A 13141-nucleotide genomic window follows, 5' to 3' on the forward strand; every position below is an offset into this window, starting at 1 on the left:
GTAATAAGGAGATAGAAGATGACAAATCTAGCGGATGTAGAACAAATTAGTCATCATCAAAAAAATGCGGAAATTATTGCAAGACTCGAACGGCTACCCGTCACTGGTCGATTGCAATTTATGCGTATTACCATTGGTATAGCGACCTTTTTTGACGCTTATACTGTTCTTGCGATTGCCTTTGCTTTACCCCAACTCATTACCGAATGGCACCTGACGCCTGCCTATGTCGGCGCGATCATTGCCGCGGGCTATGTCGGGCAACTGGTCGGTGCGATCTTTTTTGGCTCACTTGCCGAAAAAGTCGGTCGTTTAAAAGTGCTGTCTTTTACCATTTTACTGTTTGTAGCAATGGACATTTCCTGTCTGTTTGCATGGAGCGGAATGTCGCTGTTAATTTTCCGTTTCTTACAAGGTGTTGGCACAGGTGGTGAAGTGCCTGTTGCGAGTGCCTATATTAATGAGTTTATTGGTGCAGAAAAGCGCGGTAAGTTTTTCTTGCTCTATGAAGTTTTGTTCCCACTCGGTCTTATGTTTGCAGGCATGGCTGCATTTTTCCTGATGCCAATTTACGGCTGGAAAGTCATGTTTATTGTGGGCCTAGTTCCATCTTTACTGGTGATTCCTTTACGGTTTTTCTTGCCTGAGTCACCACGCTGGCTTGCTTCCAAAGGCCGCTTTAAAGAAGCCGATCAAGTGGTTAAAAGCTTTGAAGACGGTGCCATCAAAAGCGGTAAAACTTTGGCTGAACCTGTGGTTAAAGAAATTAATCCGCAAGGCATGGCAAAAACCGACTGGCGTGAGCTGTTCCGTGGCATCTACCGCAAACGTACCTTTACCCTGTGGGGCATGTGGTTTTGTGTGTATATGGTGAACAATGCCATGGTGACTTGGCTGCCATCTCTCTACAAACAACACTTTGGTCTGTCGCTGCAAACCAGTTTAGGTTATGGCTGGATTACTTCGGGCGTGGGTGTGATTGCCTCTATTATCTGTGCGTTAATGATTGATAAAGTCGGCCGCCGTCCTTGGTACAGTGCAGCGTTTTTCTTGGCAATTATTCCACTCATGAGCCTCTCGGTTTTAGGCGCAAAATCGGCGATGGAAGTTGTAATTTTAGCAACGCTCAGCTATGCCATTTTGCAAACCATTTCATTCTCTTTATACCTTTACGCTGCCGAACTTTACCCTACTCGCCTACGTGCAATGGGCATTGGTTTTAGTACCGCTTGGTTACGTGCTGGCTCTGCAATTGGGCCTGTTATGGTCGGCCTCGTTGTTGGTGGCTACGGCATTCAATATGTGTTTAGTGTGCTGGCAGTTGTGGCGCTCATTGGTGGGCTTGTGACCTTCTTGTTTGCCATTGAAACCAAAGGCCAAGTGCTCGAAAAACTCTCTCCTTAATTCATCCATTTCATAAAAAGCTTGCCTAACCTCAGCGTTAGGCAAAGGGCTTATTCATGCTTAAAAAAGGAATTTAAAATGAATAAATATTTGCTATGGGGCTGTATTGGCTTAGGCAGTGTGAGCAATGCTTATGCAGAGCTTCCTCAAGAATTTGGCAAGTTAGAATTAAAACTCAACACCCGTTACTGGAACGATGAAGGCACTGCCCACCCCACGCTCGCTAACCCTTCGCCTTTGTCGAGTGAATATGAACAAAGTGCTTTAGGGCTTGAGTTAAATTATCAGTCACCCTACATATGGGACTGGCTTAGGGTAGATGGCTCACTCTATGCAGTCACCAAGTTATTTGACTCTGGCAAGCCTAGCGCTCAGCTTTTAGAGGTCGAAAATAACGGCAAGCTTGACCAAAACTTTGCAACTTTAGGGCAGCTCTATATCAAAGCAAAAATCGGCGACAAAGGTGAAATTAAATTAGGTCGCCAGTTGCAAGACTCGCTGTTGCTTAAAAGCACCAATAACCGCGCAGTACCCGATACTTTTTCAGGTGCGAGTGGTCAGTTTCAACTTAATGATCAGCTACAGACTTACATAGCCTACTATGACCGCTGGAAACCGCGCAGCATGGACTCTTTTGAAAAACTGGTGACTGAAAATAACGAGCGAATTGATTATGTCGGTTTACTTGGTGCCAAGTATCAGTACAAAAACTGGAGCTTGAATGGCGAGTATTTAAATAGCAAAGATTATTTAAAAAAGTACGGGGCGATTGCTCAATATAAATTGCCCTTTCATGGCTTGGTGTGGACATTTAACACAGGTGCTTTTTTCTCGCGTGATGATGGCAAGCTGTTTAAATGTGGTGCCGAAACCGAGCTGGACTGTGTCAAAGGCCAAGACATTAACAACCGCGGGAATGGTTATTTTGTCGATGTAAATGTGGCTAAGAATAATATTGAAGGCGGCATTGCTGTTTCAAAGTTTGATGGTTTTTGGATTGAAGATAACTTTGCCGTGCACTCCGCCCGTAACTCGGTTTTAACGCAAGACCACGGCACCAATCCGTTTCCGACCTCTGCGACCATTGGCCCTGACTTTACCAATAACGATGAAACCGCTGTTGCCCTTCGCTTGAAATATAACTGGAAAGACTATGTGAAAGGTTTAAAAACCGAGGCGAAGTATATTTATGGCTTTGGTGCGCACCAAAGTAACATTAGCAGTGATATTGAGGGTAAAGAGCGCTACTTTGACTTTACGGTGAGTTATGCCTTGCCGTGGGTGAAAAACTTAGATGTGCGTTATTCATTTTTACATTATGAGTCAAAGTTTGAAAATGCAAACCTAGGTGAAAAAATAAATGGCATGTCTCGGAAAGATTGGGACCAGCACCGTGTATTTATTAATTACCGTTATACATTTTAAGAGCAAGCTAAACGTTTAGTTTAGCTTTATTATTTTTATTAATTTACGGCTTTAAATATATTAACTTTTGAGTTTAATTAAAATATAAATTTATATTTAAAATTTTTATAATATTTTATTTAAATTGAATTGACCTGTTAAAAACTTATGATTATTATGGTCTCGCTGGCCTACATTGCCAGTCGGTTTTAGCAGACCGTAGATCCATGGCGGGTTATAGTTCAACTATAAGTCGTTAGACCCTTGCGTCCCTTTTCTTTGCGGTAGGACGGGAGGGGGACGCGCTCGCGCGTGCTGGTTCCTTGGATCCCAGTCTGCTAACCCCCTTTCGTTCTACCACCATAATCAATTGACGGTGATTTTTGGTGGTAGAGCTCCATAAATTTTCAGGAGTTAACCATGACCTTTTTTAGATTAATCCCCTCTCCCTTATAAACTTTTTATTTATTTAAAATTTGGGTTTTCTATTATCTAAATTTTTAAATCTATAAATTCTTTTTATTTTAAAATTTAAGTTATTTTATTTTATTGCTTTTATAGGCAGGTTAACTATTGCCTCTAAAAATGATTTTAAAACTTAAAATATAGCGGTTTATTTTTTCTCATTGATATATCCCCAATCATTACGAGAATAATATGAAATTTTATAAAACTATTTTGGTTTTAGGCCTAGTGATCGGCGATTACAGCGTTTCGGGTTGTGACCTTCACACTCAGCAGAATTTTGAAGAAATTTGTCTGTCTGGTGGGCACACCCAAGCCAGTTGCGACTGTATTTACCAACGGCTTGAACAAGTGTATTCGCATAAGCTTATGCAACGTCTAGAACATGTCAGTTTGCAAAGTCCTGCTCTCCCACAGGACTTTGCCCCTACTTTTTTTAGCGTAATGCGGCGGTGCGATAAAGAAGACATGGGCTAAGCGTTTAGCTTAGCTCCCTTATCTCTGTGCCGCAATGGTGGATGACTTTAAATCAGCGCAAAAAATTAAAGTTCTGTTGTGGCATGGGGGCCTTGGGAGTAATTTCTAAATTTTTGTTATTGTACGAAAGAGATTTTATGCTCAAATAATGATATTTTATACATTATGAATTTCTCAATTTTGATTTTAAAGTTATGGCTAAAGAAAGATATTTAGAGGGTGATATTAAGTCATTAATATTCAACCACCTGATAAATAACAATTTATTAGACAAAGACGATACTATCATTAATGAATTTATTATTGGAAATTATAGTCGACGTGTCGACTTAGCTCTTATTAAATCTCAAAAATTACACGCATTTGAAATTAAGAGTGAGGCAGATAATCTTAGCCGACTTGAAGGGCAAATTATTAAATATTTAGAATATTTTGATAAAGTTACAGTAGTAGCTGCTTCAAAGCATATTTCTAAAATTTTACTCCTAACACCTCCTAATGTTGCCATTTGGGAAATACGCAATGAAAAAATTATCATTGTAAGGCGTGGGAAAGTAAAGAAAATTACGGATAAATTAAGATTCTTAGAATATCTGAACGGCACAGAATTATTACAAATTGCACGTTATGAAAAATTGGTTTTCCAAAGTAAAAGAAGAAAAACTTTAGAAAAGGGTTTAATTTATTTGCCAGCTAATAAATTAAGAGAATATTCAATTAAATATCTCAAAAAAAGATATCAACCAACAACAGACTTATTTTTTCAAGAAATTAATAAGGCTAACTATGCAAGTTTAGAAGATTTAAACCTTTTGCGGATAAATCGAAATAATAAAATTACCAATAATTCAGCAAAAAATATAAATGATCTACTGAATGCATTAGAAGAGTTAGAGAATGAAAGAGAACTTACTCTTTTATAAACTACAACTTAATCCACCCACTCCTCATCTGTATCTAAATCACTAAAATTATCCATATAGTGTAATTGATTATAGAGATGAATATTTATACGAGCAGAAGTTGCTTTTTGAGGTGAATTAATACCATAAGGATCTCTAAGGGCAGTTCTCTCAATCATCTGAGTACCCCATAAATGTAAGTTTTCATCCCAGTAATCACTATTTACTACTTCAATAGCGGCTTCTTGATATAAGTGATCTTTTTCGTTCTCATCATCAGTCGTGAACTCTTTACGAACAAATCGCCAATCATTTTTTAGTGGATAATCTATCCTAGGTAAAGGCGTCCCTCCTCCACCATCAATACTATTCGCACGTGTACTAGCTCTATCTGAATAAATTATCTTCATATCTTCAAGATAATTTTGGATTTTATTATAAATTAATCTTTCGTATATAGGGATCTCCCCCTTATAGCTACCCGCAAATGAATAAGGAAAAGATGTACCAGAAATAGAAAATTTAGCATCTGGAAAATATTTACCTAGCCCTCTAATAAGAGTTGCCGATTCAGAGTAATTAAGTAAATCAGTTCTATCATAATCAGTATAGTCAAGAAGAATTAAGAGGTTATTTATTTCTTTAGATAAAGGAAGAATATTTCTAATAATAAACTTAAAATTCTCAGTTTCTACTTTATCTTTACCCTTCATTTCTATTCTTAGAACAATAGGTAAATTTAACTCTATAAATCCTTTAACCTGTGTAATGAACTCTGTTAAATCTTCCAATTGTAGAACTGGCAAATAGTTAGTTTTTCTTTTAAATAGATTGATCCAATTTTCATATCCATTTGTTGAATCCCCTAAACTACAAAACTCTTTCGCAATTGGAGTATCCTTACTTTTACATTCCAATAAAAATTCTTTATCAATATCAATTAGTATTTTTCTTACACCAAATGCCTTTTCAATTCTATTACAAGCTTTATCTAAGGATGCAGCAGTTGTCCATCTTTTTAATGGCAATAAAGGTAATAAAAGATCTTTATCTTTCTCTGGTAACTCTTCTAAGGCAGCCATATCAGCAGGTTTTAAACCTAAAATAGGAATATAACTAAATGTATCAAAAAACATATTTAACCTTATATTTTCTCTAGTCTAATCTTCAATGCAATAACTGAAACTCCTAACTCTTCTGCAATTCTTTCATATGTTATTTCTTTGTTAGGGGCATCTGAACTAAACTTTTTCCATAAATCTCTAACTGCATTTAAAGGCATTACAATATCTGCGGCTAATCTATTCGCTTCAGCTTCTATTTCGTTTGAAAGGGCTGATCTATACAATACATCATCTGCAATTCCCTCTTTAAGTAAATGTTTATGAAGTAAAAAATGTGCTATTTCATGTGCAAGCGTATATCTTTGTCTTGAGTTTGCATCATGTCGATTGATTCGAATAATAACTTGTCCATTTACTTCTTTAATCTCTCCTGAAATATTGGCTGGTAGTGTTGCTTTCTTAACAATAAGCCCTAATTCAGATGCCAAACCTCCCAACTTTATTGGTAGATCACTTTGATATTTTTGTATAATATTTTGGTTCTGTGTACCAATTTTAGTCCATTCTGGTGAAATATTCATATTATAGATACTCTAATCTAATTCTGGATATTTATTAAAACCTGTTGCATTCTGAGTATCTCTATTTCTTCTCAGAATCATATCAACTGCTCTCTCTAACTCTTCGCGTAACTCACCTTCTGCAATTAATCTAGCCACTTCTGTTGAGGCAATACCTTGTAATTGATCATTAACTACATCTTTAGCCACAGTAGTAGCGGTTTCCAAAGTCTTTTCTTCTGCGATTTTAGTAGCGCTATCCTTAATTTTTTGATATCCAAATATACTTAAAATGGCTACAATTACCCCTAAAACAGTAACCAATACAGCTACACATCCCAAAACAATACTTATCCAAACGGGAAACTCAAGATTGCTATTAGTCTCTTTCTGATTTGCCAATTCCAGTTTTAAACTTTCATACTTTTTATTTATATCATCAATAGACTTATCTTGTTTTAAAATAATTGATAGTAATTCTTCCTTGTTTAAATTTTCTAATTTATTTTTCTCAACTGAGTAAAGCCCATGATTAGAACTCGGAGTATTACTTAGAGGTAGCTTCGCCTCGTCAGCATAACTATTAGTTAAAGACGAAAAAAATAAAATGAGAAAAATATAAATTTTACTTTTCATAGTTATAAAGATTTTGATTAATTTAAGTTCTACTTAATTATATAATAATTACACAATTTTCCAATACTATAAGCAAAAAGTATAATTTTAAATTTTAATATTTTTATACTTATTTAGATTGTTAACACAAAATAGAAAAATTTTTCTTTCTTTTAGACAAAATATTTATATTTTCTCATTTCTAATATTTTTATTATTTACCCCAATAAAAAACCCCGAAACTTACGTTTCAGGGCTTTTCACGAATTTTGGTGGAGATGGCGGGAGTTGAACAGATATCTTAAATTATTGATTCTATATGTAGTTTTTTTACGTATAACATGCTTGTATAACTCATGTATAACATTTAATTTTGATTAAGTATGATTAACAACAGTCTTTTTTATGTTCAACTAGACTATAGGAGTTGAACTCAGGAGCTAATATAAATCATTTTAAACTACTCTCAAATGACTTTACTTAAGTTTCAAAATAGCCATTGATCATAAAAAATACTAAGATGGAGAAAAAAAGGGGGAAAGTTTATGTGTGCAAACTATGAGCCTATTAGTAAAGACCGGGTACACCTACTAGATCTCTTCGAACCTACTTTCGACTATAAGGCTGATGTTTATCCGGGTTACGACTGCCCTCTTATATTTTCTAAAGATGGCCATATAGAATGGCGACAAGTAAAGTTCGGTATGATTCCACCATGGAACCATGACCTTAAATTCTCAAAGTATACGTATAACGCTAGAACTGAGACGGTAGATAAAAAGCCGAGCTTCCGACATGCCTGGGCTAAAAGCCAGTTCGCATTAATACCTGTAGAAAAGATCTATGAACCACGATATGTGAATGGTAAAGCCGAACGCTGGGGAATATACCGTGAAGACGGCTTACCTTTTACGGTAGCTGCAATCTATGATTCAACTGTGATCAATGGGCAGCAAGTTAGATCTATGTCGATGTTGACTATCAATGCAGATAATCACCCTTTTATGTCTCAATTTCACAAACCAGAAGATGAGAAAAGGTCAATAATTGTTATTCCTGATGAATATAGGGAAGATTGGCTAAACTGTAAAAAAGAAGATGCTGACCAATTTTTCTTTGAAATACCAGTTGGGGAATTTAATACATCAAGTTTTATAAGAAAGAGATAGTACCCTTTTCCTGTTGTTTTTTAATAAAACTTCATATAAATTCTTTTACTAAAATTTACTAAAATTTATTACTTATGAAAGACGCTTTTATCTCTTTTTATGAAAATCATGATGAAGAATATTTAAAATCTATTTGGGAAAGTCCTAATACCCGATTCGTTTTAGATACTAATGTCTTATTAAGCCTATATTCATTTCAAAAAGAAACTAGAGAAGACTTTTTAAATATTTTGAAATTTTTGAATCCTAGATTATGGATACCACACCACGTGGCACTTGAGTTCCAAAGAAATAGATTAAAAGTTATAAAAAATCATAGAATTTATATTCAAGATATGCAAAAAGAAACTGATGATTTTCTTGAGTCAATATCATTTGATGATACTGTTTTTAAAACATTTAAAAGTAAATTCTCTACTAAAAGCAAACATCCTAATATTCACAGTAAAGTAGAGAGTATTATTGCGAATATCTCATCTGAAATTGATGATGTTAGAAATTTACTAAAAGAGGAAATTGAGAATATCAAAAAATTAATAGCTGATATAGATCAAGATAAAATTTATCTTAACTCGAAAGACTATATTAGAGACGAATTTGATAATATTTTTAAAAATAATAGCTTAGGTGAAAATATTTATAATACTCAAGTTCTATTAGAAGAAGTATTTAAAGAAGGTGAGAAACGATATAAAAATATGACTCCGCCTGGATACAAAGATGGAATAGCAAAAGATAATGATGTTTTTTCTTTCAATGGATTAACTTATAAATCAAAATTTGGGGATTTAATAATATTTAAACAAATCATAGATTATGCAAAAGACCCGAATATCAAAAATATTGTTTTTATCAGTGAAGATATTAAAGAGGATTGGCGAATAGTTGAAAATCTTAATGGAAAAAAATTCTTGGTGCTAGACCAGAATTAAAGCAAGAGATGTTCAAGGAATCATCTGTTGAAAAATTTTATATCTATAATATAAATGACTTTTTAAAGCACACAAATAACTCATTAAATTTAAAAATTAATCCAGATTCTGTTAATGACATTAAAAATTCACTTTCAGTTAATGAAACTTATCAAGATATGGAAGATTCTTTTAGTGCAAATTCAGATATAAATAATATATTAAAAAAAGAAATTAAAAATATTATTCAAAATCATCCTAATCTTAATCTTTCATTTGATCCTTTATTACTTAAAGATTTAAGTGATTTAAATTTAAAAATTGAGAATTTAAATAAGTTAGAAATTATCAATTTGGAAAATATAAAATTACCCAATTTTCCTTTTTTCGATAAGAAGTACGAAGAAATTAAAGAGTATGTTCTTAAGTGTAATGGAGTAATTGAACTTATTAATAACCCATCTAATAAATCTAAATTAGAGGGATTTTTAGAGTTACTTCAAAGGCTTATACGGATCATCAACTTACTAATTGACATAGATACTAATGCTAGATGATGAATTTCCGACCAAATGCACAATAATGTGCGACAAATTGTGACTAGTCATTATTTATCCACAACTTTTTAAATTTGAAATTTAACTAAGCTCTAGCATATCATCTTGAATATGTTACAAATTCAAGTTAGGGGATATTCTATGAGCGAAATTGCAGCATCCATTATCCAGATAAAACCGTACCTCACACAAGGCGCTGTTTTATCTGAAGCCTTGTTAATCAAGCAAGTTGTACCATCAACACACCTGCTTGTCCCTTACGCTCTTGAAAAAATTTCCGCTGGCTTCCCCTCTCCTGCACAAGACTATATAGACAAAGCGCTCGATATGAACGAGCACTTAATAAAAAATGAAACTGCAACTTTCATTGTCAAAGTTGCTTCTCTTTCAATGTTAAATGCAGGCATCGATATTGATGATGAATTGATCGTCGATCGTAGTCTTGACGCAAAGCATGGCGATATTGTTGTTGCTCTTATTGATAATGATTTTACAGTTAAGCGCCTAATGATCGATGAAAAAGGCCAATGGTTAAAAGCAGAAAATCCAGAATATAAAAATATCTATCTACAAGAAGGGCAAGAACTAATTATCTGGGGAGTTGTCACCTGCATCATTAAAATGATTAGAAACTCATGAAACATGAGAACAAAGTCTTTTTCTTGATTGACGTCAATAACATGTACGTTTCATGTGAGAGAGTCTTTGACCCGAGTTTAAACAACAAACCTGTGATTGTTCTCAGCAATAATGATGGGTGCGCCGTGGCGCGTAGCAATGAGTCGAAATCTTTAAACATAAAGATGGGTGTTCCCCTATTCCAGATCAAAGATATTGTTCAGCAACATAACGTAATTGTACTTTCAAGCAATTATGCAATGTATGCAGAAATGTCGAGACGTTTTCATACGATCCTTGGTTCATACGTAACAGATGAAGAAGTTGAGCCGTACTCGATTGATGAGTGCTTTGTTGATTTTTCTGCTTATGAAAAGAACTTTGACTTAGAAAAGGTTGGTCAGCAAATGCGCCAACAAATTTGGAAATGGCTTGGCCTACCTGTCTGTGTCGGAATCGGCAGAAGTAAAACAGAATCTAAGATTGCTAATCACATTGCTAAAAAGAATCCCGGTTTTAACAGTGTGTGTGATCTGGTGTCCATGGATCCATGCAATAAAGAATACTATTTTTCATTGATTGATGTTTCAGAGGTTTGGGGAGTTGGTCGTAAACATGCAAAGAAGTTGCATTCAATGGGAGTTAAATCAGTATTAGATCTAGCTTGTACTGAAGCACGTGAAATGCAGCGGCAGTTTTCTATCGTCATGGCTCGTACAATTAATGAGTTGCAAGGCATCTCATGCATTGAAATTGAAGATACCCCACCTTCAAAAAAACAAATAATAAAATCTTGTTCCTTTGGTACAAAAGTTACTGAACTCACTGATTTGAAAGAAGCAATAGCCATGCATGCACAAGAAGCTTGCAAACGGTTGCGTGATGAAGATTCGCTTTGTGGTTGTCTACTTGTATTTGTTCAATCAAGCCCATTTGATGAAAGTGCGCCATTTTATAATAAGTCTATTACGGGCGCATTTTCAGAACCCACAGATTGTGCAACTGATTTCGTAAGAGCAGCAGTTAAAATGGTGTCAGATATCTTTAAAGAAGGCATCAAGTATAAAAAATGCGGTGTCATATTAACAGGCTTAGAACCTAAGGCTGGCCATACATATGACTTGCTCACAGATTTTGAAGCAATAGAAAAGAAAGAACAATTGATGAAAACACTAGAAAACGTGCACACAAAATTCGGAAAGAAAAAGCTCGGTGTTGGTCCTTGTTATATACCTGGTCGAACTTGGTCGATGTCGAGAGATAAACTCACTAAAAACCCATTTATGTGGGATCAGCTAACAATCGTTAAATAATTTATTGAAGGAAGTAAAAGTGAACTTTACCAGACTAACAGATGAACAATTAACGCAAACTCTTATTCCTAAGCGTTTTGTTCCCCCTACACCACCTGAATATGAAGGTAAAAATATGGTCTATGTTTTTGATAGTGAAGATTCTTTTAATTTAACTTATGATGAACTTGTCGAGATTATTAGTAAGGCTCGCATGACGGGGCCACAGATGATTCCAGTTCTAGGAACAGTGGGTGATTAATGAAAAGTAAGAAAGTAATATTATTTTCCGTTTTACTTTGGGGTATGGTTGCATATGCGGTAGCATTGTTAACTTATTATTCTTTAAAAATTTTTTTTATTACCTCTGCTGACTTTATATCTGCCTTTGGTTCTATTCTTGGCGCATGTGCTGCTTTTTTTGCAGCATTTGTAGCTGCATATTTATTTAATGACTGGAAGGAACAACATAATAAACAAGTTACAAACACTTTAGCCTTACAGGCTTATGATGAATTTTCTAAGTTTGAAAAAAACACTCTTGAATTAGCAACTTATATCTCAGACCTAGAAATATTAATAGGCTCTTATGAGTGCGAGTTAGACTATGAGGCGTTACGCAAAGATGATGGCTTAATTTACATACAAAATGTGGTGAATAAAAAAGCAGAATTAAATATCAACTTTTTAAGCTTAATTTCTAAACTTAGAACTTATTTACATGTTAAGGATCAATATATTAATTTTGATGAAAGACAGTCTTTTTATCATTCCAAATTTGTATCAATAAACTACTATGAACTAGACTCTACTACTTTAAGACATGACTTAAATGAATGGGAGTCAAACTTAGTTGGATATAGAGATTTAATACAAATATTAAAAAAAAATGAAATAAACCAACTTTTGAATGATCTTCGTGTCTAGATTTAAACACTAGTCACTAATAAATTAAATCTTGTCATATTAGGATATTACAATTGAACTCTACCATTTTTACGGCTATAGCAGTGGCTTTGTTGTCTGCAATAATTAGCTTTATTACACAGTATTTCTTTAAACGTTATGATAGTAAAAATCATGCTCAGACAATCGAAAGAGCAATGATTAGCGAGATTGCGGCGACACTGAGGTTAATAGAAAAGCGTAAATATGCAGAATATCTTCAAGAATGCATACAAGAACTTACAACTGGTGAAAGTAGTACAGTTCTCGCTTCAATTGAACAACAACAAAATATTTTCCCCGTCTATAAATCAAATATTGATAAAATTGGTGCACTTAATGCAGATTTAGCATCTGAAATTGTTATGTTTTATGCCTTGTTAGAATCTGTTTTAGTCGACACAAATTCAAATGGCCTACTAAACAATCCTGCTTACTCGAGTATAGAAGCTTATAAAGAAACCTATTCAATTCTTAATGAAGCGATTACCTTAGGAAAAAAGATTACAAAAATTGAATAATAGGCCCTCCTTAAAGAGCATTAGTGCTAATTTTCATATTTTGTATAAGCAATACATCCTAAAGACTGTCAACAAAAAAATAGAAAGAATATTTTACAGTGGGTATCAGTAATGAACTAGGTCGTATTTGGTCATTGAGCCGAGATTGATTGAGTAGATTTTTTCCAGAGAGAAGAACTTTTATCAATAAAATTAATATTTTATTGATCATTCCCTATTGGAAATAGATTAAAAAAT

Annotated in this window: 15 protein-coding genes; 12 read left to right on the plus strand and 3 right to left on the minus strand. The window is 34.3% G+C overall.

Features of this window, described 5'->3' with window-relative positions; genetic code table 11:
- Positions 1-18: 18 nt before the first annotated feature.
- From AC52J8_RS13495 to AC52J8_RS13510, 4 genes are all read left to right on the plus strand, one after another.
- Positions 19-1404, plus strand: coding sequence for an MFS transporter (locus AC52J8_RS13495; protein ID WP_032048034.1), 1386 nt, complete (start codon positions 19-21; stop codon positions 1402-1404).
- A 78-nt stretch (positions 1405-1482) separates the two neighbouring features.
- The gene (locus AC52J8_RS13500) at positions 1483-2829 is read left to right on the plus strand and encodes an OprD family outer membrane porin (protein WP_496538800.1); all 1347 of its coding nucleotides are present in this window, start codon (positions 1483-1485) and stop codon (positions 2827-2829) included.
- 636 nt (positions 2830-3465) lie between these two features.
- Complete coding sequence (locus tag AC52J8_RS13505; RefSeq protein WP_208753185.1) at positions 3466-3750, plus strand: hypothetical protein; 285 nt, start codon at positions 3466-3468, stop codon at positions 3748-3750.
- A gap of 194 nt (positions 3751-3944) precedes the next feature.
- Positions 3945-4673, plus strand: a complete 729-nt coding sequence (locus AC52J8_RS13510) for a sce7726 family protein (RefSeq protein WP_208753184.1) — start codon at positions 3945-3947, stop codon at positions 4671-4673.
- Between the two features lie 8 nt (positions 4674-4681).
- Here the strand turns inward: AC52J8_RS13510 and AC52J8_RS13515 are convergent, their stop codons facing one another.
- From AC52J8_RS13515 to AC52J8_RS13525, 3 genes are read right to left on the minus strand one after another with little or no spacing between them, the layout of a single operon-like run.
- Positions 4682-5788, minus strand: coding sequence for a beta family protein (locus AC52J8_RS13515; protein ID WP_208753183.1), 1107 nt, complete (start codon positions 5786-5788; stop codon positions 4682-4684).
- An 8-nt stretch (positions 5789-5796) separates the two neighbouring features.
- Positions 5797-6297, minus strand: a complete 501-nt coding sequence (locus tag AC52J8_RS13520; protein WP_208753182.1) for an ImmA/IrrE family metallo-endopeptidase — start codon at positions 6295-6297, stop codon at positions 5797-5799.
- A gap of 12 nt (positions 6298-6309) precedes the next feature.
- A complete protein-coding gene (locus tag AC52J8_RS13525) occupies positions 6310-6912 on the minus strand; it encodes a hypothetical protein (RefSeq protein ID WP_496538801.1) in 603 nt (200 codons plus the stop codon).
- A gap of 524 nt (positions 6913-7436) precedes the next feature.
- Between AC52J8_RS13525 and AC52J8_RS13530 the strand changes: the two genes are divergently transcribed.
- The 8 genes from AC52J8_RS13530 to AC52J8_RS13565 all read left to right on the plus strand — a co-directional run bounded on the left by AC52J8_RS13530 (position 7437) and on the right by AC52J8_RS13565 (position 12904).
- Positions 7437-8060 carry an SOS response-associated peptidase gene (locus tag AC52J8_RS13530; RefSeq protein WP_496538802.1) on the plus strand — a complete coding sequence of 208 codons (624 nt, stop codon included), beginning with the start codon at positions 7437-7439 and terminating at the stop codon, positions 8058-8060.
- Positions 8061-8134: 74 nt separating this feature from the next.
- Complete coding sequence (locus AC52J8_RS13535; protein ID WP_496538803.1) at positions 8135-8992, plus strand: PIN-like domain-containing protein; 858 nt, start codon at positions 8135-8137, stop codon at positions 8990-8992.
- A gap of 8 nt (positions 8993-9000) precedes the next feature.
- Entirely contained in the window at positions 9001-9528 is a 528-nt protein-coding gene (locus tag AC52J8_RS13540) for a hypothetical protein (RefSeq protein WP_496538804.1), read from the plus strand.
- A gap of 141 nt (positions 9529-9669) precedes the next feature.
- Complete coding sequence (locus tag AC52J8_RS13545) at positions 9670-10167, plus strand: LexA family protein (protein WP_304594540.1); 498 nt, start codon at positions 9670-9672, stop codon at positions 10165-10167.
- A complete protein-coding gene (locus AC52J8_RS13550) occupies positions 10164-11459 on the plus strand; it encodes a Y-family DNA polymerase (protein ID WP_496538805.1) in 1296 nt (431 codons plus the stop codon). The genes AC52J8_RS13545 and AC52J8_RS13550 overlap by 4 nt, the downstream gene beginning before the upstream one ends.
- Before the next feature lie 19 nt (positions 11460-11478).
- Positions 11479-11700, plus strand: a complete 222-nt coding sequence (locus tag AC52J8_RS13555; RefSeq protein ID WP_396232996.1) for a hypothetical protein — start codon at positions 11479-11481, stop codon at positions 11698-11700.
- Positions 11700-12365 (plus strand): hypothetical protein, encoded by a 666-nt coding sequence (locus tag AC52J8_RS13560; RefSeq protein ID WP_496538806.1) that lies wholly within the window; start codon positions 11700-11702, stop codon positions 12363-12365. Before AC52J8_RS13555 ends, AC52J8_RS13560 begins: the two co-directional genes overlap by 1 nt.
- A 53-nt stretch (positions 12366-12418) precedes the next feature.
- Complete coding sequence (locus tag AC52J8_RS13565) at positions 12419-12904, plus strand: hypothetical protein (RefSeq protein WP_496538807.1); 486 nt, start codon at positions 12419-12421, stop codon at positions 12902-12904.
- Positions 12905-13141 lie beyond the last annotated feature (237 nt).

The organism is Acinetobacter sp. S-1, from assembly GCF_059579785.1.